A 22,538-nucleotide genomic window follows, 5' to 3' on the forward strand; every position below is an offset into this window, starting at 1 on the left:
AAAACTGTAAAAGCTGACGACCAGCGGGATTTCGCGTCCTCCTTCAACTCGACGTGAGCGCTTGCGACATCTTCACCAGATCGGCGAAGGTTTTGGCCTGCATCTTCTTCATCGCATGGCCGCGATGGATTTTGACGGTGATTTCACTAAGGCCCATTTCTCCTGCGATTTGCTTGTTCATCAGACCAGTCACCGCAAAGGCCATGACTTCCTGCTCCCGAGGGGTGAGGGTCTGGTAGCGGGCTTGCAGGTTGGCGGCGGACTTGCCGTTCTCCCGGCGCTTGATGTCCTGCTGCAGCGCCACGGACACCGCGTCCAGTAGATCTTGATCGCGAAACGGCTTGACCAGGAAATCCAGCGCGCCGGCCTTCATCGCTTTGACTGACATCGCGATGTCGCCGTGGCCGCTGACGAAAATAATCGGCATCGAGACTTTCTGATCGCTCAGACGCACCTGGAAATCCAGCCCGCTTTCACCCCGCAGGCGTACATCCAGAACCAGACATGCCGGGGCGTCGTCGAAGGGATGCTGCAAAAATTCATCACCCGAGGCATAGGTGAACACTCGCATGCCCTCCGAACGCAGCAGGCTATCGAGTGCCGTGCGTAGCGCAGAATCATCGTCGACCACAAATACCGTTGGGAAAAGTGCTGATGAGGTCATGGCTGCATCTCCCCACAGGCTGGGAGGGAAAAGCTCAACAACGCGCCATGCCCCAACTGACTTTCTACCCAGATTCGCCCACCGTGGGCCTCAATGATCGAACGGCAAATCGACAGCCCCATGCCCATCCCCTCAGGCTTAGTAGTGAAAAACGGATTGAACAGGCTCGGCAGATTCTGCTCGGCTACTCCCGGACCATTGTCTTGGACGTCAAGCTGCACTGCGCCAGCAGGCGTCGAAAAAAGCCGAACGGTCAACTTTCGGCTTTTACCCTGCATGCCCGACATCGCCTGCATCGCATTGATCAGCAGATTAATGACCACCTGCTGCAACTGAACCCGATCACCACTGGCGTACAGCGGACGATCACCCACCCTTAATTCAAGTGTGACGCGATGGCGCTGAATCTCACGCCGGACCAGTTCAACCGACTCCTGCAGCACTTGCCGCAGATCAACCTCCAGGTGCTGGGGGTTGGTCTTGCGTGATAGCGCGCGAATCCGGCGGATGACTTCGCTGGCCCGGTGCGCCTCACTCATGATTCGCTCGGTAGCGCCGCGCACCTCCTCAAGATCAGGTACAGGGCGATTGAGCCAGCGCAAACCGGCCTCGGCATTGGTAGTGACGGCAGCCAGCGGCTGATTGACCTCATGGGCAATAGAGGCGGCCAGTTCACCCAGCGTAGTAACGCGCGTGATGTGGGCCAGTTGCATCTGCGATCGATGCAGCGCTTCCTCGGCATTTTTGGTCGCCGTCACGTCCATCAGCGCACCAATGTATTCGCACTCCCCGGCCGCGTCGCGCACCTGACAGGCCAGCATGCGCAGGCATTTGACGCTGCCATCGGGCATCAGCAGGCGAAATTCGGATTCCAGGTTGGCGTGCTGGGCGTACGCCATGTCGATGACTGACTTGAGCACGCCGGTGTCGTCAGGGTGGGTCCGACCAATCATGCATTCAAGCGTTGGATGCAAGTGCTCGAATTCAAAAATGCGCTTGGCTTCGTCAGACCAGTACATATCGGCGCTGGGCATCTTCAGACCGATGCTGCCGGTCAGGCTCAGTCGCTGGGCTTCGCTCAGAAACGCTTCGCTGCGATGCAGCAGATGGACCTGCGCCTGCAGGGCGTCTTTCGCGGCCTTGCTTTTCAGCGCCAGAAAGGAGGTGATCACGATGGCTGCCAGGCTGACCATGCAACGGGCGAAGGCTGGCGTCAGCCACTGCGTGCCGTGGGACAGCAGGTACGCCGCCAGTGTCAGGAGCCCACAGGTCAGCGACACCACCAGAAGACCTTTGCGGGTGAACAAGTCTCCGGAGATCAAAATGACCACCACGTACAACACGGCAATCGCGACGTCGAGGGTACTCAGCCAGTCGATCAGAAAGATGATGAGCGTGATCGCCACCGAACCCAGCCGTAAAAGCCAGCCATAGGGCGACACATGCTGTCGGGGGGCGTGGAGAAGCGCATTGGACGCGATATTCATTCCTACACGTATGCCTTGTTCTGATCGTTGTGATTGGTAGCATGAATAGAAAGCGGTGGCACGGATCGGACCCGACGCCGCCTGGCGCACTGCGACCTGGAGAAGCCGGGTGTCAGGATAGTATTTTTAGTATCAATGTGAAGATTAGGCCCGGCATGAGATTACCTTTTCTTGTCTAAAAGGAGCCAGATTTTACGAGGGACAATGCCCATGGAGCCTTCAGTCCAGACCCTCAAAACCCGTGGGTGTTACACAAATGAAACACCCGGTAAGTCACTGGAGCCAACTTTGCGGTACACATAGCACGTGCCCATGAAGTATTGATTGCCAAGAGAAAGACTGTAGACATCGTATGATCTTTGTTAGTATCGGCCCGGACCTTCACCCCCCAACTACAGTTCCATTTCATTTAAAAAGTGTGAAATAGTTCACGCAACGAGTTTCCCCAGCTGCCGAAAGCGTCATTTAGCTAACGTCATTTTCATGGCAAAGCCATATACCAGCGACAACTTAATAACGTCAAAAAAATAACCCGCGAGCTACGAGCAAACAATTAACAGTAAATTGTGACGCATTTGTAAAAGCCCCAAGAGCCTTGAAATCATTGGGCTTGAGCGCATTATCTACCCTCTTTAACTGGTCAGCGTGCAGCTCTGGATGCGACATACCCAAGCTAAAAAATCAAACCCCGACCGATTCAAATTTTAAAAGTTTCAAACTTTTCAAATTAAAAAAAGTTATACAAAACTTTTGCATTGACCGTTTATTGCGCTAATAATCGGCACCTGCTCGGGTTACAAGTCATAGCGCCATCTCACATTGAAGTGAACATCGAATCTCCATTCCGATCTCTCCTACCCGACAAAGAAACCAACTTGCTAGTTACCTGATGGCATATAGCTTTCTTAATAACTGCTGTGCGGCGCTTATTCTAGCGCGGGAGGAAATCCATGGTTGAACGTGACTCCAGAATCAAAATCCTGTCAATTTTTGGTACCCGACCTGAAGCTATCAAAATGGCGCCGCTGGTCAGAGCGCTGGCGCAAGAACCGGGCATCGACTCGCGTATCTGCATCACCGGACAACACCAGAGCATGCTCCAGCAAGTGCTGGATATGTTCGACCTGAAAGCTGATTACAGCCTCGACGTCATGCGGCCCGGGCAAACGCTTAATTCCCTGACCGCCGCCTTGTACGCGGCCATCGATCCGATCCTGGAGCAGATGCAGCCCGATAAGGTGCTGGTGCATGGCGATACCACCTCAGCGATGGTCGCTGCCATGTCGGCGTTTCATCGACGCATCCCGGTCGGCCACGTAGAAGCAGGTCTGCGCACGGGTGACATCCATCAGCCGTGGCCTGAAGAAATGAACCGACGCAGCATCGATCTGGTGTCGGATCATTTGTTTACCCCCACCGCGCAATCACGTCGCAATGTGTTGGGCGAGCGCCTTCAAGGCATCTCGTTCGTCACGGGCAACACGGTTATCGATGCACTGCAAATGACCGCGCAACGGATCGACAGCAATCTCCAACTGCGCACGGCGCTTGATCGCCAATTCAGTTTTCTGGTGCCCGAACGCAAAATGCTGCTGGTGACAGGACATCGCCGTGAGAACTTCGGCGACGGCTTCCTCAACATCTGCAAAGCACTGCGCACGCTTGCTCAACGCGACGACGTGCAGATTGTCTACCCGGTGCATCTGAACCCCAACGTACTAGGGCCGGTGACCGAGCATTTGGGTGATTTGCCCAACGTGCACCTGATCCAGCCGCTGGATTACCTGTCGTTCGTGCGGTTGATGCAGCGCGCTCACGTGATCCTTACTGACTCCGGCGGCGTGCAGGAAGAAGCCCCGTCTCTGGGCAAACCGGTGCTGGTGATGCGCGATGTGACCGAACGGCCTGAAGCGGTGGAAGCAGGCACCGTGCGCCTGGTTGGCACCGAGCCCAACGCCATTGTTCGCGGCGTGTGCGCGTTGTTCGACGATGAACACCTGTGGCGCAGTGCATCCCGCGCAGCCAATCCCTATGGCGACGGCAATGCCAGCGCACGCATCGTCGATGCGTTGATGGGCCGGCCTGTCGATGAATTTGTCCCCCAAACACCGCGTCGACGGCTCGAACCTGCCGACGTCAAGCCTCAGCCCGCGGCACTGCGCGCAGTTGCTCGATAGTGACGCTATCTGCTTGAACCCCCGCAGCGACGGGAAATAACGCCCTGTAGCAGTGGACATGCTCGCGAATGCATCAGAACGCTCAGCACTCATGAGTCTTCTGAGTTCGGCATTCGCGGCGTCCTCTTGCACATCAAGACCCCACTGGCCTTGAGCCTTGACCGAGATCGACCTGAATGAAGTTTTCCGTTTCCGTAAACGCGGGCGCGCTGAATGCCGTTGCCTGCGGCATGAGCTTGCTCGCGCTGACACCTGCTTTGGCCTTCGCCGCAGAAACGCCGTTGAGTCAGGCCATCAGCCGCCTCAATGCCGACACCCGCCAGGAGCGTGTCATCGAGCTCAAGGATCTGGGGATTGATCGACCGATCATTCTCAATGCCAGTGACGCTCGCCGTGAGCTGTACCTGCCGGTCCCGGCGGACGTGCCGCTGACCGATGCAACGCTGAATTTCGACGCCAGCTACCTGAACGGTGAGGCAGGTCGGAACACATTGCTATTATCGCTGGACGGCTACCCGGTGCGCGCTTTGGGCCTCAACGAAGCCGAAGGCAACGCCAGTACAGTGTTGGGCGTCGACAAGGCTGCCCGTGAAAGCGGTTCACTGCGCTTGGGCATCGCCTGGTCCTCGGTGATTTCCAAAGTCCTGTGTGAAGACGAACGCGCCATCGGTAATGTGCTGCGCATCGATCCCCACACCCGTCTGACCTATAGCTACAACGCCAACGAGCTGAAAGACGTGGGCGCAGCGTGGAATGCCTTGCCTGGCAAGCCAGCCATTCTGGTCGCGCCGGGCGCCTTGTCCAGCGCCAGCTACGACGCTGCTTGGCGTCTGGGCGTTGCACTGGAACGCATCGGCAAACAAGCGCGCATCCTGCCCTTCCCCTCGCTGCAAGACAGCATCGACCTGAGCGGCCTGCGTATTCCGGCCGAACTCAAGCAGATCCCGGCATTCGCGGCCCTCGACGGTCAGGGCCAGCACACACTGGCTAACCCGGCCGAGATCGGCGCTTTGCTGCTGCTCGGCCAGACGCCGTCGCTGCAGGCGGACCTGGCGGTGGGCGACGCAGCCTTGCTCAAGGCGATCAATGAATCGCTCGACGCCCTGCAAGCTCAGGCTCAAGGGCTGGACGCCAGTGCTGGCAGCGCCATGACCCAGTGGCGCGAAACCCACATCAAATCGGCCATTGAAACCGGGACTGACGATGTACGCCTGGCATTGCTCGGCGCCCGTCCGATGCTGATGATCAAGCCAGAATCGGCCGGCAAAGCCATTGGTCTGTTCAGCTCTGCCTGGAACAAACTGGCGCGCAATCGTCAGCTGACCATCGGCGAAGAAGCCAACATGCCGCTCAGCGAAGACGGTCGTGTGGCGCTGACCCGACTGGGCGGCAAACCGGGCACCGTGGATGTGCTGGCCAAGACCGATTGGAGCGCATCGTTCCCGCTCGGCGCTGTGGCCTACGACGGCCGCGTGCCGGTCACAGCGGTGATCGACATCGCTGCGGCACCAGGCGCCTCGGGCACTCCGCCGGTGGCGACCTTGTTTCTCAATGACTACCTGATCGGCGCTAAGCAGCTCGACGCCAACGGCCAGAAAGAGCGTATCGAAGCGCGCATTCCGCGCTACGCACTGGCCGCGCAGAACACTCTGCGGGTGTCGTTCCAGCGTCAGCCGGTGAGCAACGAATGTCTGGAGACGCCCCAAGCGTTCCCGATTTCCGTGCTGCCGACCAGCCATGTTGTTCTCGATAAATCGACGCTGGACGACGACTTCTCCGGCATGGCGGCGCGCTTTGCTACCAGCACACAGTTGCTGGTACCGCAGAGCTACCTCGATCATCCGGCGGCCAGTCTGCCCCAAGTCATTCGTATCGCGGCTACCTCCGGTGTGTCGCCGCTGCGCGCGAATCTGAGCGTCAGTGCTGACCCTAAAACCGTGATGGCGCCCGACAAGTCGTTTCTTGCGTTCGAAGTCCCGATCAAAGACAGCAGCGAATCGGTCAGCGTCAGCAATGACGGCCACTTGCTGATCAATCACAAAGAACAGACGCTGCTCGATCTCAAGACCCTCAACCACCTGGCGTCGCTGCAAGTGGTCGAGTCCGGCACCCAGCGCGGCGTGCTCTATCGCACCCTCGGCGGGCAAACGCCGGTGTTCGCCAAGCCGGTGCTGCTGGAACGCGGCAATGTGACCATCCTGGGTGACGACGGCGCGCTGACCACCTTCGATGCCAAGGACCCAACCGGCAGCCAGATGATCGATGACGATGAAGTCAAAGGCGTCGATGCCTGGCGCCAACCGTCGCTGCTGTGGCTGATTCCCGGCGTGATCATCGTCTTCCTTCTGCTGTTGCTGGCTGGCCGTCGTGCTCGCCGCAATCGCTCGTAACGGGAAGCCTCGATGACGTCGCTTTATTGGCCGTATTGGCTGGCCCATTACTACAGCGTGCTGGAAGTAGCGACGATCGTCGTCGCGGTGGTGATCCTGATTTCCAGCGTCGATGACCTGATCATCGACGTCTGGTACTGGGCGCGCCGGATCTACCGCAAGTTCACCGCCGAGCGCCGGTATCGGCCGCTCACCGTCGAGCAGTTGATGGCCCGCGACGAGCAACCGCTGGCGATCATGGTACCGGCGTGGCTGGAATACGACGTCATTGCGCCGATGATCGAGAACATGGTCACGACCCTCGATTACCAGAACTACGTAGTGTTCGTCGGCACCTACATCAACGACCAGCGCACCATCGATGAAGTTGAGCGCATGCGCCGCCGCTACAAGCAGTTGCACCGCGTGGAAGTGCCGCATGCCGGCCCGACCTGCAAGGCCGACTGCCTGAACTGGATAATCCAGGCGATCTTTCTGTACGAGCAGACCCACGCCGTGCAATTTGCCGGCACGGTGCTGCACGACAGCGAGGACGTGCTGCACCCGCTGGAACTGCGCCTGTTCAACTACCTGCTGCCGCGCAAGGACATGATTCAGCTGCCAGTCGTATCGCTGGAACGCAACTGGTACGAGTGGGTGGCGGGCACGTACATGGACGAGTTCGCCGAATGGCACGGCAAGGACCTGGTCGTGCGTGAAAGCATGACCGATACCGTGCCGTCAGCAGGTGTCGGCACCTGTTTCTCGCGCCGCGCCTTGATGGTCCTGGCAGAAGAAAACCAGAACCAGCCGTTCAACACCGAAAGCCTGACCGAGGACTACGACGTAGGCGCGCGCCTGGCCAAATACGGCATGAACGCGATCTTCGTGCGTTTCCCGGTGCAGTTTCGCGTGCTGCGCAAATCCTGGTTTCGCAAACAGTACGAATCGACCCTGGAAATGCCGTTGTGCGTGCGTGAGTTTTTCCCGGACACCTTTCGTACCGCGTTCCGGCAGAAAGCCCGCTGGACGCTGGGCATCGGCCTGCAAGGCTGGGAGCAAATGGGCTGGACTGGTTCGCTGGCCAACCGCTATCTGCTGTTTCGCGACCGCAAAAGCGTGGTGACGTCGTTCGTCAGCATCATTGCCTACGTTATTCTCGCGCAGCTACTGGCGCTGATTGTGTTGCGCGCCAGTGGGTTGTGGAACACCAGTTTTCCGGCGCCGTTCGATAACAACGGGTACATCCGTTACCTGCTGCTGGCAAACGGTGTCGCGCTGCTGTGGCGCATCGCCCATCGCTGTTACTTCACCACCGTGTTGTACGGCTGGCAGCACGGTTTGCTGTCGATGCCGCGCATGATCGTCGGTAATTTCGTGAATTTCATGGCCGCTGCACGGGCCTGGCGCATGTTTCTGGTGGGCAAGTTGCTCAACCGCAAACTGGTCTGGGACAAGACCATGCACGACTTTCCCTCGACTGATCTGGTCGCCGCTGCACCGCGCCGCCTGGGTAGCGTTCTGCTCTCTTGGCAGGCGATCAACGATGAAAACCTGCAGGCCGCATTGACCGAGCAGCAGACCCGTCCGTTGCCGCTGGGGCGGATTCTGCTCAGCCACGGCTGGCTCGACGATGAAACCCTGGCCGAAGCCATCGCCTTTCAAAATGATCTGCCGCGGGCATTCGATGTAGCCGCCAAGGCTGACCCGCACTCCCCGCTGGCCGATGAGTTCTGCCTGCGCTGGCGTGTTGTGCCCTTGGCAATGGATGTTCAAGGGCGCCCGCAACTCGCGGTCGCAAGCCCGCTGCCGGACGACGGCATGCGGCAGATCACCGAGCAGATGGGCGCCGAACCGGTGCAACTGATTGCCCGTGAAAGCGAGATCGTTGCGCAGCTGCGTCAATTGCAGATCGTCGAGGGTCAGCCGTTGCCCGCCTCGGCGCCGCTGCTGGGGGATTTGCTGATCGAGCAAGGCTTGCTCGACCGCGAAGTCTTCCGTCAGGCGATGCTGGGCTATCGACCGCAATTGCATGGCCGCATCGGCGATTACCTGGTGGACATAGGCGTGCTGCCACGGGAAACCATCGAACAGGCAGTGGCGCGTCAGCACAGCCATTACCGATCAGACGATCACACGGAGCAGCCACTATGAAGCGCCCCTTCATCCTGCCGCTTCTGGCGACTGGCTTAAGCTTTTCTTCCACATTCGCTTGGGCAGAAATCCTTCCATTACCGCTGACCGGCCCTGCGTATTCCATCGCCAACGAGGCGTACAGCGCCTACAACCGCAGGGATTACGACGAGGCCATCGCCAAGGCCAACGAGGCGCTGCGCCAACGGGCCGATGCCGATCAGTTGCGCAAATTGATCGCCCTGGCCGAGCGCGACAAAGAGCGCCGCGATCACCCTCGGCGTTACCCTGTTGCTCCTACAAAACCTGGGTATCTGGAGGGCAATCGCGCGCTGCGTGCTTATGCCAATCGTGACTACGACAGTTCAGCGATTTACGCGCGCAAAGCCATCAGCCAAGCGCCGAAAAATCTCGATTACCGAATGATGCTGATTGAGGCGCTGCAACGTCAGCAGCGCCTTCCGGAAGCAGAAATGGCGATCAACGACGCCGTGCAGATCGTCGGTCCTCAGCCTGCATTAACCCGACGTCTGCAAGCGATTCATGAACAAGTCGCGGTCAACACCGCAGCCAAGGGTTATGAAGCACTGGCGCGTGGCGACAGTGAAACAGCGGTGGGTGATGCGAAGGAAGCGATCCGTCAATTCCCCCAGGAAATGGCTTATCGCAAGTTGTTGGTCAGTGCCTTGATTGCGCAGGGTCAATACGCGTCGGCACGTTCCGCCGCTACCGAGGCCTTGGCGCTTAACGGCAATGACGCCACGTTGCTCGTCCAGCGCGGCCAGATGCGTCAGCGCCTGGGCGACAAGAGTGGCGCGCAGCAGGATTTCGCCCAGGCCCTGGCCGTTGGCAACCTGCCGCTGCGGGAACAGGCGTCGCTGCATGCGGCGATGGGACAGCCCAAAGAAGCACTGCAAACCCTGCAAAAAGCTCGCGCCGCCGGGGAATTGCAACCGGGTGACGAAGTGCAGATCGCCTACTTTTTGAGTCAGGCCGGTGACGATAAAGGCGCATTGGCCGAATTCAAGCATATCGACCGAACGAAAGGTCTCAAGCCGACAGAAGTTCAGGACGCGGCCTACAGCGCCATGCGCACACCAGACGATGTGCAAGCCATCGCTTACTTCCGCCGCGTGCTCGACTATCAGCAGACCGGCGATTTGAAGATGCCGGATCAGCAAGTGTTCGATACCCGGCGCGCGGTGTCGGACCTGTCCCGCGTATGGGGTGTGACCAACACCACCACGTATCGAGGCGCCGCCACCAGCAGCGGATTGAACGGCGCGCCGAGCAGCAATAACGACAGTGTGCAAAACAGCACGGAAGTGTTCTGGCGTCCATTTGGCTATCGCGATGCGCGCTTCGTCGAGCTGTACGGCCGCATCACGGATACGCTGTGGAGCAAGGAAAGCAGCACCGACACTGGCGCCGATGCCTTGCAAGGCGCTGTCGGCGCGCGGATCAAGCCGTTCACCGGGCTGAATGTCATAGGCGCACTGGAGCGCACCTTCCCCCTGGGCAATTCCAATGTCGATGGCGATTGGCTGGTCCGGTTGGGCTATGGTTCCAGCATCGGCACTGATCTGCGGGTGGATGTGCCGAGCTGGTGGACCTCGCAGTTGTATGCCGAAGGCGGGCGTTATCTGCAGGACAAGCGCAACTACTTCAACAGCGAATGGCAGGTCGGGCGCAGCTTTCGACTGGACAGCATCAGCCCCAAGCTGGTGGTGTTCCCGCATGTGGTGGCGGCCGTGGACTATGACTCCAAGATGCACAGCGAAGTGGACGCGCTCGGTCGCAACCACACCTCATCTGACAATGCGGGCGGCGTGGGTGTCGGCACCGGCGTGCGCTACTGGTTCCGCGAGGACAAGTACAAGGCGCCGCAGTCTTACGTGGACTTTTCCGTGCAATACCGAGCGAAGGTGTTCGGCGATGACAGCGCTGAAGGCGTGTTCGCGCGGATGACTTTTTCGTGGTGATGCTGATTGAGTGCGTTTTGCGACGGGAGGTGCATTGAGCATTTTGACCCGTCTGCTCGCGCGCACGACGCTGGCGAAAGCCTCGCTGACGGCGGTGGTCGTTGGCGTGCTCGGGCTGGCGTCCACGGGTATTTATCAGCTGACCCAGCCCAAAGGGCCTGGTGTGGTTGGCATCGTCTGGCAGCCGGACAACGCCACCGTCGGCATCAACGGCGAATGGCAAAAGCTCGGCGCGCGTGAGTTGTTGGTGCAATGGACGGCAGTAGATGGCCAGTCATTCGTCCCCAACAGTGGGATGCCGACGGTACCGGTGCTGCCTGATTGGAGCAGGATTGCCAAAGCGCCTTGGGCGCAGGATGTGATTCTGGGGCTGGCAGGATTTTTCAGCGAAACCAAATCCCGGGACAACATTGAAGAGCTGGCCGTGATGTCGGCGCGGCTGGCGAAAGTGAAAACGCCGCTGAATGTCACTGGCTGGTACTTTCCGGCGGAAGTAGACCCAAGCTGGAGTCGGGCCAAAGAGTTGCCCGCATTACTGGCAAAATTGCCGAGACCGTTGTGGATCAGCGTCTACGACGGCGCCAACATCGGGCCTGACGCGACGGCCGACTGGCTGAAAAGCTGGTTGCCGAGCGACATCGGCGTGTTCTTCCAGGACGGCGTCGGCGTCTACACCCGCACCGCCCCCGTCGCTCGAAACTACGCTGACGCGCTGAGCAAGAGACTGGGCAAAAAACGCGTGAAAATCATCGTCGAAGCCTTCCGCCCCAAAGTCGGGGGCGGCTTCCGCTCAGCCACAGCGGCCGAGCTAAAACCCCAGATCGCCGCCTATGACGGCTACTCCCTGTACCTGTTCGACGGCCCGCATTATTTGACGCCGGGGTTGGTGAAGGATTTGGGTCAGTAGCGTATCTGCGGTGGCGCCAGCCAAGGACAATTCAATCAAATCTGCCATTGATCGAAAGCACGTGAAATCAGGAAAATCCGATTGCGACCCCTGGAGAAGCGCTATACCGTAACGGCAAACGTCATTACAGGACTGCCTCATGGCTTCTATTAATATCCGCATCGACGACGATCTCAAAACGCGTTCATTCGCTGAACTGGAGAAGCTCGGCGTCACCCCGTCCGAACTACTGCGACAAACGCTTCAATACGTTGCAGAACGTGGAAAGTTGCCGTTCAAGCCAATGCTTGTCACCGATGAAGACGAAGCGCTCCTAGCTGAAGCAGCAAAGCGTCTGGCCCATCCACAGCGAGTCAAAGTGAGTCTGGATGACTTATAACCTTGAATTCGACCGGCGTGCTTTGAAAGAATGGAACAAGCTAGGCGATACACTGCGCCAGCAGTTCAAAAAGAAGTTGGCTGACGTGCTGTTAAACCCCCGCATCGAAGCAAACCGCCTTTACAGGTTGCCCGACTGCTACAAAATCAAGCTCCGCAGTTCAGGCTATCGGCTTATTTACTAGGTGCAGGACAGCGAAATCATCGTGTTCGTCGTGGCTATCGGGAAAAGAGAAGGCGAAGCAGCCTATGATGATGCGCAATGCCGAGTACCGCGCTGACTCGCCTCAATAGCTTCGCAATCGGCCCTACCGTCTTTTTCAAACCAAAAAAAACAGCAGCGTGTTAACACGCTGCTGTTTTTTTGCGAGCGTTGACGGACAGGATCAACGCTCGTGCAGCGCTTCGGCCCGTGCTTTTAGCACTGGTTTAAGCAGGTAGCTCAGCACGCTTTTCTTGCCGGTGATGATGTCGACGGTGGCGACCATGCCGGGGATGATCAGCAGCGGATGCTCATCGGTGCCCAGGTGGCTGCGGTCGGTGCGCAGTTTGATGACGTAGAACGTGTTCTTCTTTTCTTCGTCCTGGATAGTGTCCGCGCCGATCTGTTCCAGCTTGCCTTTCAGCCCACCGTAAATGGTGTAGTCGTAGGCCGAGAACTTGATCATCGCTTCCTGCCCCGGATGCAGGAACGCAATGTCCTGCGGGCGAATGCGTGCTTCCACCAGCAACGTGTCGTCCAGCGGAACGATTTCGGCGATGTCGCTGCCGGGCTGAATCACACCGCCCACGGTGTTGACCAGCATCTGCTTGACGATACCGCGCACCGGCGATGTCACCATCGTACGGTTGACCCGATCCTCCAGCCCCTTGGCGGTGGACTGCGCTTTGCTCAGGTTGGTCCGCGCCTCATTCAACTGCGTCAGCGCGTCACTGCGGAACTTGCCACGGGTTTCGTCGATCTTGCGCTGCACTTCGTTGATCGCTGCCTGCGCACGAGGAATCGCCAGGGTGGTGCCGTCGAGTTGACCGCGCGTTTCCACTTCCGAACGCTTCAGGCGCAGCACTTCAACCGGGGATACGGCGCCCTGCTTGACCAGCGGCTCAGACATCCCGATTTCCTGGCGCAGCAAACCCAGGCTGTTGCGGTATTGCTCCTGCTTGGACGCAAACTCGCGCAGCTCTTGCTGACGCTGAATCAATTGCTGCTGCAAGCCACCGAGTTCATCAGCCAGTTGCTGACGACGGCTCTGGTACAGCGACTCTTCGTTGGCGGCCTGATTCGGCGCAGTTTTGCGCGCTTCCGCGGAAAGGTTCAGTGGACGGTTATCGACTTCAGCGCTCAGACGCTCAACGCGCAACTCCATCGATACCCGATCAGCTTCGGTCTCGCCCACATTAGAAGCAAAACGCGTGTCGTCCAGACGGATCAACGGAGCGCCGGCCTCGACGATCTGGCCGTCATTGACGTAGATCTGGGCGACGATGCCGCCCTCAAGGTTCTGGATTTTCTGCACCTTGGTCGAAGGAATGGCCTTGCCCTCGCCCTTGGTCACTTCATCGATGACCGCGTAATTGGCCCACAGCACCAAGAACATGAAAAACAGAATCACCGCCCAGATGGTCAGACGCACAATGCGCGGCGCGTCGTCGACCAGCGCCTTTTCGACTTCGGGCAGCGGCTGCCCTTCAAGCGAAGAAGTGCCACGGAAATAGCGAAAGATCCCGCCGCCGGATTGTCCCGGACCTGACTTAAGCAACACTGATCTGCCCCTTCTTCAACGCTTCCATGACGGCGGCTTTCGGGCCGTCGGCGAGAATCTGACCACGGTCGATGACGATCAAACGATCAACCAGACTGAGCAGCGATGCTCGGTGAGTAACAAGGATCACGGTCTTACTCTCGACGACTGCCTGCAGGCGTTGTTTCAGGCGCTCTTCACCGGTGTTGTCCATGGCGCTGGTCGGTTCGTCCAGCAGCAGGATCGGCGGGTTAAGCAACAAGGCGCGGGCCAGTGCAACGTTCTGCCGCTGTCCGCCGGAAAGATTCTGTCCACGCTCCCCCACTTGCAGCTCATAACCTTGGGGGTGCAACCGGGCGAATTCATGCACGCCAGCCAGTTCGGCGGCCTGAAGGACCATTTCGTCATCGACATAGCGAGCGCCGGAAACCAGGTTGTCGCGCAAGGTGCCTGCCAGCAGCTGGATGTCTTGAGCTACGTAGCCGATGTTATGGCGCAGTTCGCTGACGTCGATCTGGCGGATGTCCACGCCGTCCACCAGCAAAGAACCGGCGTCGGGCTGATAAAGACCGACCAGCAATTTGGCGAGCGAGCTTTTGCCCGAGCCACTGCGGCCGATGATGCCGATCTTCTCGCCCGGCCGAACCACCAGACTGATGCCTTTGAGCGCAAGGGTTTGCTGATTGGGATAGGTGAAATCCAGGCCACGAAACTCCATCGCGCCCTGCAGCACCTGACGGCTGAGCGGGCGCTCGTCGAAGTTGCGCTCCTGCGGCAGCTCCATCATCTGGTCTACGGAAACCATCGTCACTTTGGCTTGCTGATAACGGGTCAACAAACCGGACAACTGAGCCAACGGGCCGAGCGCGCGGCCACTGAGCATGTAACACGCCACCAGGCCGCCCATGCTGAGGTTGCCGTCAATGATCTGGTAAACGCCGAAGCAGATCATCGCCACGCCAGCCAGCTGCTGGATGAGCAACGTGATGTTCATCGCCAGACCGGACAGAATCTTGACCCGCAGCTCCAGCCGGCTCAGGGTGCCGATGGTCTGTTCCCACTGGTACTGACGTTCGCTTTCAGCGTTGTTGACCTTCACTGCATCAAGGCCAGCGAGGGTTTCGATCAAGCTGGATTGACGCTCGGCACCCAGCGCCATAGTGCGTTCGAGGGTGGCGGTCAGCGGCTTTTGCAGGAAGTGGCCGATACCCAGCGCCAACGGGAAGGCGATGATCGGGATCCATACCAGATTGCCGCCCAGCAGCGCGATCACCAAGAGGATGATCAGAGTGAACGGCAAATCGATGAGACTGGTCAGGGTGAGCGACGTCAAGAAGTCGCGCATCCCCTGAAACTCATGGATGTTCTGGGCAAAGCTGCCGACCCGGGCAGGCCGGTTTTTCATGGCCATGCCGACGATGCGTTCGAACAGCGTGGCGGAGATGATCAGGTCGGTTTTCTTGCCAGCCAGGTCCAGGCACAGACTGCGCAGGCCCTTGAGCAGCAGGTCGAACAGGTAGGCGCCACAGATGCCGGCGGCCAGTACCCACAGTGTGGCGGTGGCCTGGTTCGGAACCACGCGGTCGTAAACGTTCATCACGAACAGCGGTGCAGCCAAGGCGATCAGGTTGATCACCAGGCTTGCAGCGATCGCATCGGCGTACAGCCAGCGCGAGCGCTTGAGGGTGTCTTTGAACCAGGATTTCGCCCGTGGAATGAGCGAACCCTTGGTCACGTCAAATTTATGTTGCGGCTGGGCGAAGAACACCCGCCCGCTGTAATCCTTGGCCAGCACTTCACGGGCCACTTCAACTTCGCCGCCATCGCTTTCGCTCAGCAGCAAACGTGCACTGTCATCGTTCCAGCTCAACAGCACAGCGCTTCGGCCGTCTTTGAGCAGCAACAGCGCAGGCAGTGCGATGGAAGGGATCTGATCGAGCTTGCGTTGCAGCAAACGCCCCTGCAAACCGGCACGGGCAGCCGCTCGCGGCAATAAATCGGCGCTCAGTCGTTGATCGGGCAATGGCAAACCGGTGGTCAGCATCGCCCGACTGGCGGGTTTGTGGTGCAGCGCGCAGAGCGTCAGCAGGCCATCCAGTAACGGATCATCGTGCTGGCTGCGGGGATCATGGCCTAGTTGAACCGAAGGTAATTCCAAATCCACGCTGACACTCTCTTTATATCGCTAACTGTTGGAGAAACCGATTGCGTCAAAAATCAGTTCATACCCGGCAGTTGAACTGTCGGTTTTATATCGTTCTGCACAACTGATGCCATTGGCGCCATGACGCCCTGACTTTTCAACAAAACGCCCATATCAGCCTTGATGCGGTACTGGGTGTACTGCTGCAGGTTCTTCAACTGCACCAGACGTTGCTGCGACGTGAACAGCTCGTTTTCGGAGTCGAGCAGATCGAGCAGAGTACGTTCGCCCAGGCCGAATTGCTGCTGGTACGAAGTACGAACGCTGGCAGTGCGATCAACGTACTGCTGCGCAATCGGGATCTGTGAGGTGGCGTTGTTGTAGGCGTTCCAGGCCAGGCCCAGTTCTTCGTTCAACTGACGCAGCGCGTTGTTGCGGATGTCCAGCGCCTGCGAGGCCAGATACGACTTGGACTCAAGGTCAGCCTTGTTGCTGCCGCCGGAGTACAGGTTGAAGCGCATGCGTACCATCGCTTCCCAGCCGTTGTTGTGACCTTCGTCGCCACCTATGTTGTTGTCGGCGTTACGGCCAAGCTCAGCGTCAAAACGTGGATAGAACGTCGATTTGGCAGACTGGTACTGCTTTTCAGCCGCAGCGATGTCGGACTCGGCCGAACGCAGCACGGGGCTGTTTTCCAGCATTTGCTTACGCGCTTCATCAAGGGTGGCCGGCATCATTGCCATGACTGGCGCTGGCGCTTCCAGTTGATCGGGAAACACACCCACTGCGCTCAAGTAGTTAGTTTGCGCATCGGCAAGATTGGTTTTTTCGGTGAGCAAGTTGTTTTGCGCTTGAGCCAAACGCGCATCGGCCTGATCCATGTCGGCCATACGGCCTACGCCGCGACTGGTACGCAACTTGATCTGGTCGTAAATGCGTTCGTGGCTTTTCAAGTTCTCTTCTGCCAGGCGGACCATTTCACGCTGGGTCATTACGTCTAGATAAACTTGCGCAACTGTCAGTGCAGTACGTTCAGTTGTGTTCAACAACGAGTAGCCACGGGAATTGGCGGTGGCTTGTTGACGCCCTACTTCGTTGGATGTCTGAAAACCGTCGAAAAGCATTTGTTGCAAGCGGATGGCCGACTCGCCGCGATTGAGCGTTTGCCAGTCATTGTTACCGGTGGTCGCGCGCGTGCTCGGGGTGTCAGAACCTGCACGACCATAACCTCCCGTGAGGTCAACGCGCGGCAGGTATCCACCTTTGGCGGCACGAACGGCGTAGTCCTGAGCGATACGTGCGTTAACGCCTGCCTGAACCTCGGGATGCACGTCCATCGCCTTCTGCATGGCCTGTGGCAGGCTTTCTGCATGGGCCAGAGTGGCGGTAAGAGCGAATGGAATTACGGTAAGGAAGTGCGCACGCATGTTTTTTGATCCCGAGAACGTTCTTGTTCAAAACGCAGCAGTACAGCCGCCGCATCATAAAAATGGCAATTGAATGGGACCGTTGTCGGAGTGTTCTGAATGGGACTTGGGATCACACAGCAGAAAGACGCGATTCCATTGAATATCAATGTGACATTACGGAAGCGATTGTTTAGGATGTCGCCGAATAGGTCAATAGTTTGGCTAAAAGTTAATTCCCAAACTGTAAACCCAGCGTTAATAAATTGGCGTCAAAACTTAAATAATAATTAAAACAATCAGTTAATTATTTGACGTCAAATAATAGTGTAAAAAATACGTACTCCAGTATGAAGCGGCGCATAGAAAAGCCGGACGGCATCATGGATACCAACTGAACGGTAAACGCGGAGAGTTCCCCCAATGAGCAGTGTTGTTGCCATCGTCAAAAGCATTGTTGGCCAAGTAGTCGCAGTCTCCCCGGAAGGGATTCGCCGTGTACTGATCGAGGGGGACCGGTTGTTTGCCGGGGAACAGGTGCTGACTGGCCCGGCAGGAGCGGTCACGCTCGAACTGCCTGATGGCCGCACCCTGGACATGGGCCGTGACAGCCAGTGGAGTTCGGAAACCCCGACATCTACGGTCAATCTGTCGGAAGCCACCGCGCAGGCCGCACCATCGGTTGCCGAATTGCAGCAAGCCATCGCTGCGGGCGCTGACCCTACCAAAGACCTCGAAGCCACTGCTGCAGGTCAGGCTGGCACTGGCGGCGGCGATGCCGGGGGCGGACACAGCTTCGTCATGCTTAACGAAACGGCTGGCGTGGTTGATCCAACCATCGGCTTTCAGACTGCAGGCCCGGACAATCAACGCGCGGCTACGGTCCAGCAAGATGCTGGCATTCTCGATACAACCACGCCGGCAACCGCTTCGACCCTTAGCGTTACGGCGACGCCAACGCTGACCGAAGAAGGCGGCACGCTGGTCTACACCGCCACCGTCACTCAGGCGCCAACGACCGACCTGACCATCACCCTGTCTAACGGCCAGACCATCGTTATCGCTGGCGGCCAGACTACGGGGACGGTTTCGGTTCAGATTCCGGGCAACAATTCGCCGTACATTGATCCAACCCAGATTTCTACAACCGTCACCGGTACCACCGGCGGCGCCGGCATTGTGGTCACGACTGATCCGACGCCTGCGGTGACCCAGATCACCGACACCATCGACACCACCACTGTCACTCTGACGGCTGGCAGCTCTACCAGCACCGAAGGTACGTCGATCACTTACACCGCGACGCTGACTAATCCGGCGCAAACGCCAGTGACTGTCACTTTGTCTGATGGCTCGACTATCGTCATTCGTGCGGGCGAGTCCGCTGGTACGGTTACCGTCCCGGCTCCAGCCAACGACGTTTACAACACCAACACAACGGTTAGCACCACCATCACTGGCGCAACTGGTGGCAATTTCGAGAACCTGGTTCCGAACCCCGCGCCTGCTGTGGTTGGCATTACTGATTCTGTCGACACCACGACCGTCACCCTGACCGCTGGCAGCGCGACGAGCACTGAAGGCACGTCGATCACTTACACCGCGACGCTGACTAATCCTGCGCAAACGCCAGTGACTGTCACTTTGTCTGATGGCTCGACTATCGTCATTGGTGCGGGCGAGTCCGCTGCTACGGTTACCGTCCCGGCTCCAGCCAACGACGTTTACAACACCAACACCACGGTTAGCACCACCATCACTGGCGCAACGGGTGGCAACTTCGAAAACCTTGTCCCTAATCCAGCGCCTGCTGTGGTTGGGATTACTGATTCCGTCGATACCACCACTGTTACCCTGACGGCTGGCAGCGCGACGAGCACTGAAGGCACGTCGATCACCTACACCGCGACACTGACTAACCCGGCGCAAACGCCGGTAACCGTCACCCTGTCCGACGGTTCGACCATCGTTATCCGTGCGGGCGAATCGACTGGCAGCATCAGCGTCCCCGCTCCGGCTAATGACGTTTACAACACCAACACCACGATCTCTACGACGATCACTGGTGCGACTGGTGGCAACTTTGAAAACCTGGTCCCGAACCCGGCGCCTGCTGTTGTTGGGATTACTGATTCGCCTGACACCACGACCGTCACGTTGACTGCTGGCAGCTCTACCAGCACCGAAGGTACGTCGATCACTTACACCGCGACATTGACTAACCCGGCGCAAACGCCGGTCACCGTCACCCTGTCCGACGGTTCGACCATCGTTATCAAAGCCGGTGAATCGACTGGCAGCATCAGCGTTCCGGCTCCAGCTAACGACGTGTACAATACCAACACCACGGTTAGCGCCACCATCACTGGCGCAACGGGCGGCAACTTCGAGAACCTGGTGCCGAATCCAGCGCCTGCTGTGGTTGGCATTACTGATTCGACTGACACCACCACTGTCACGTTGACGGCTGGCAGCGCTACCAGCACTGAAGGCACATCGATCACCTACACCGCGACACTGACCAATCCGGCGCAAACGCCAGTGACGGTCACTCTGTCCGATGGCTCGACTATCGTCATTCGTGCGGGCGAATCGACCGGCAGCATCAGCGTTCCTGCTCCGGCTAATGACGTCTACAACACCAACACCACCATCAGCACCACGATCACTGGCGCAACCGGCGGCAACTTTGAAAACCTGGTGCCGAATCCGGCAGCAGCAGTCGTGAACATCACCGACTCGCCGGATACCACCACCGTCACTCTGACCGCAGGCAGCGCTACCAGCACTGAAGGCACGTCGATCACTTACACCGCGACACTGACTAATCCGGCCCAAACGCCAGTGACGGTCACGCTGTCCGACGGTTCGACCATTGTTATCAAAGCCGGTGAATCGACTGGCAGCATCAGCGTTCCTGCTCCAGCTAATGATGTGTACAACACCAACACCACCATCAGCACCACGATCACCGGTGCGACTGGTGGCAACTTCGAGAACCTGGTGCCGAATCCAGCGCCTGCTGTGGTTGGCATTACTGATTCGACTGATACCACCACCGTCACGTTGACGGCTGGCAGCGCTACCAGCACTGAAGGCACGTCGATCACTTACACCGCGACACTGACCAATCCGGCACAAACGCCAGTGACGGTCACGCTGTCCGATGGCTCGACTATCGTCATTCGTGCGGGCGAATCGACCGGCAGCATCAGCGTTCCTGCTCCGGCTAATGACGTCTACAACACCAACACCACCATCAGCACCACGATCACTGGCGCAACCGGCGGCAACTTCGAGAACCTTGTGCCCAATCCAGCGCCTGCTGTGGTTGGGATTACTGATTCCGTCGATACCACCACTGTCACCCTAACGGCTGGCAGCGCTACCAGCACCGAAGGCACGTCGATCACCTACACCGCGACACTGACTAACCCGGCCCAAACGCCGGTCACGGTAACCCTGTCCGATGGCTCGACTATCGTTATCAAAGCCGGTGAATCGACTGGCAGCATCAGCGTTCCGGCTCCAGCTAACGACGTGTACAACACCAACACCACGGTTAGCACCACCATCACTGGCGCAACCGGCGGCAACTTCGAGAACCTTGTGCCCAATCCAGCGCCTGCTGTGGTTGGGATTACTGATTCCGTCGATACCACCACTGTCACCCTAACGGCTGGCAGCGCTACCAGCACCGAAGGCACGTCGATCACCTACACCGCGACACTGACTAACCCGGCCCAAACGCCGGTCACGGTAACCCTGTCCGACGGTTCGACCATCGTTATCCGTGCGGGCGAGTCGACCGGCAGCATCAGCGTTCCTGCTCCGGCCAACGACGTGTACAACACCAACACCACGATCAGCACCACGATCACCGGTGCAACCGGCGGCAACTTCGAAAACCTGGTGCCGAACCCGGCAGCAGCAGTCGTGAACATCACCGACTCGCCAGACACCACCACCGTCACCCTGACGGCGGGCAGCGCAACCAGCACTGAAGGTACGTCGATCACTTACACCGCGACATTGACTAACCCGGCGCAAACGCCGGTCACCGTCACCCTGTCCGACGGTTCGACCATCGTTATCAAAGCCGGTGAATCGACTGGCAGCATCAGCGTTCCTGCTCCAGCTAATGATGTGTACAACACCAACACCACCATCAGCACCACGATCACTGGCGCGACTGGCGGCAATTTCGAAAACCTGGTGCCGAACCCGGCGCCTGCTGTTGTTGGCATTACAGACTCCATCGACACCACGACTGCCAGCATCACCGGCAGCGCGTCCGTGATCGAAGGTCAAAGCGCGACATACACCATCACGCTGAGCAACCCGGCGCAGACCGAAGTCACCATTAACCTGACCTACAGTGGCACAGCGGCCGATGGCAGCGATTACACCCAAGTAGTCAGCGTCAAAGTGCCAGCCAATGCCAGCAGCGTGACCTTCGACATCGGCACGATCAACGACACCATTCCCGAAGGCGTTGAAAACCTGACCGTCGCCATTGGCACGATCAGCGGCGGCAACTTCGAGCAAATCGTAGTCAGCCCAACCCAAGGCAGCGTCACCACGACCATTATCGACAACGACGCGTTGCCCGTGGTGGATCTGGACAACAACACCAACGGCACCAACTTCGCCACGACCTTCACTGAAGGTGACAACGGCGTGCCGGTCGTTGGCGATCTGCGCATCACCGACGTCGATAGCCCAACCCTGACCGGAGCGACCGTTAGCCTCGGCAACCCGCAAACCGGCGACAGCCTGGTGGTCGGCAGCAGCAACCCTGCGATCACAGTTACCACCTCTACCGTCAATGGCGCGCTGGTCGTGACACTGAGCGGCGCTGCGAGCGCGGCAGAATACGAAGCCGTGATCAAATCGATCACCTTCAGCAACAACAGCCAAGACCCAAGCGCGATTGATCGCAACATCACGATCACCGTGAACGATGGCCAGAACAATTCTGTGCCGGTCAATGCGGTTGTGAGTGTGGTTCCGGTCAACGACGCGCCAACCGCTACCATTGAAGGCCCGTTTTCCTTCACCGAAGGCCAGACCGGCGTTTCGCTGGATGGCAAAGTCACGCTGGCTGACGTGGATAACGCGACACTGAAAGGTGGCTCGGTCACCTTGAA

The 22,538-nt window shown here is 58.5% G+C and carries 12 protein-coding genes and 1 pseudogene; 8 read left to right on the forward strand and 5 right to left on the reverse strand.

Features of this window, described 5'->3' with window-relative positions:
• Positions 1 to 43: 43 nt before the first annotated feature.
• Together ACWKV9_RS26625 and ACWKV9_RS26630 are read right to left on the reverse strand one after the other, a co-directional pair.
• Entirely contained in the window at positions 44 to 664 is a 621-nt protein-coding gene (locus tag ACWKV9_RS26625) for a response regulator transcription factor (protein WP_483839091.1), read from the reverse strand.
• A complete protein-coding gene (locus ACWKV9_RS26630) occupies positions 661 to 2,151 on the reverse strand; it encodes a PAS domain-containing sensor histidine kinase (protein ID WP_483839092.1) in 1,491 nt (496 codons plus the stop codon). The genes ACWKV9_RS26625 and ACWKV9_RS26630 overlap by 4 nt, the downstream gene beginning before the upstream one ends.
• 950 nt (positions 2,152 to 3,101) lie before the next feature.
• Here ACWKV9_RS26630 and wecB point away from each other — a divergent pair.
• The 7 genes and pseudogenes from wecB to ACWKV9_RS26665 all read left to right on the forward strand — a co-directional run bounded on the left by wecB (position 3,102) and on the right by ACWKV9_RS26665 (position 12,378).
• Positions 3,102 to 4,328 (forward strand): non-hydrolyzing UDP-N-acetylglucosamine 2-epimerase, encoded by a 1,227-nt coding sequence (wecB, locus tag ACWKV9_RS26635; RefSeq protein ID WP_483839093.1) that lies wholly within the window; start codon positions 3,102 to 3,104, stop codon positions 4,326 to 4,328.
• A gap of 176 nt (positions 4,329 to 4,504) precedes the next feature.
• Entirely contained in the window at positions 4,505 to 6,718 is a 2,214-nt protein-coding gene (locus ACWKV9_RS26640; RefSeq protein ID WP_483839094.1) for a cellulose biosynthesis cyclic di-GMP-binding regulatory protein BcsB, read from the forward strand.
• Between the two features lie 12 nt (positions 6,719 to 6,730).
• Positions 6,731 to 8,851, forward strand: coding sequence for a glycosyl transferase family protein (locus ACWKV9_RS26645; protein WP_483839095.1), 2,121 nt, complete (start codon positions 6,731 to 6,733; stop codon positions 8,849 to 8,851).
• Entirely contained in the window at positions 8,848 to 10,812 is a 1,965-nt protein-coding gene (locus ACWKV9_RS26650; RefSeq protein WP_483839096.1) for an NfrA family protein, read from the forward strand. Before ACWKV9_RS26645 ends, ACWKV9_RS26650 begins: the two co-directional genes overlap by 4 nt.
• 34 nt (positions 10,813 to 10,846) lie before the next feature.
• Entirely contained in the window at positions 10,847 to 11,719 is an 873-nt protein-coding gene (locus ACWKV9_RS26655; RefSeq protein ID WP_483839097.1) for an alpha-amylase family protein, read from the forward strand.
• A 139-nt stretch (positions 11,720 to 11,858) separates the two neighbouring features.
• Positions 11,859 to 12,098, forward strand: coding sequence for a type II toxin-antitoxin system RelB/DinJ family antitoxin (locus ACWKV9_RS26660; RefSeq protein WP_483839098.1), 240 nt, complete (start codon positions 11,859 to 11,861; stop codon positions 12,096 to 12,098).
• Positions 12,088 to 12,378 (forward strand): annotated as a pseudogene (locus tag ACWKV9_RS26665) (type II toxin-antitoxin system RelE family toxin). Before ACWKV9_RS26660 ends, ACWKV9_RS26665 begins: the two are co-directional and overlap by 11 nt.
• Before the next feature lie 105 nt (positions 12,379 to 12,483).
• Here ACWKV9_RS26665 and ACWKV9_RS26670 read toward each other — a convergent pair.
• The 3 genes from ACWKV9_RS26670 to ACWKV9_RS26680 are packed head-to-tail and all read right to left on the reverse strand — an operon-like array spanning position 12,484 to position 17,409.
• Entirely contained in the window at positions 12,484 to 13,860 is a 1,377-nt protein-coding gene (locus ACWKV9_RS26670; protein WP_483839099.1) for an HlyD family type I secretion periplasmic adaptor subunit, read from the reverse strand.
• Positions 13,850 to 16,003, reverse strand: a complete 2,154-nt coding sequence (locus ACWKV9_RS26675; RefSeq protein ID WP_483839100.1) for a type I secretion system permease/ATPase — start codon at positions 16,001 to 16,003, stop codon at positions 13,850 to 13,852. Before ACWKV9_RS26675 ends, ACWKV9_RS26670 begins: the two co-directional genes overlap by 11 nt.
• 53 nt (positions 16,004 to 16,056) lie before the next feature.
• On the reverse strand, positions 16,057 to 17,409 hold the full coding sequence (locus tag ACWKV9_RS26680; protein ID WP_483839101.1) for a TolC family outer membrane protein: 1,353 nt from the start codon (positions 17,407 to 17,409) through the stop codon (positions 16,057 to 16,059).
• Between the two features lie 402 nt (positions 17,410 to 17,811).
• Between ACWKV9_RS26680 and ACWKV9_RS26685 the strand changes: the two genes are divergently transcribed.
• On the forward strand, positions 17,812 to 22,538 hold a 4,727-nt coding region (locus tag ACWKV9_RS26685), incomplete at its 3' end, for a retention module-containing protein (protein ID WP_483839102.1).

The sequence above is a fragment of the Pseudomonas corni genome (assembly GCF_057128765.1).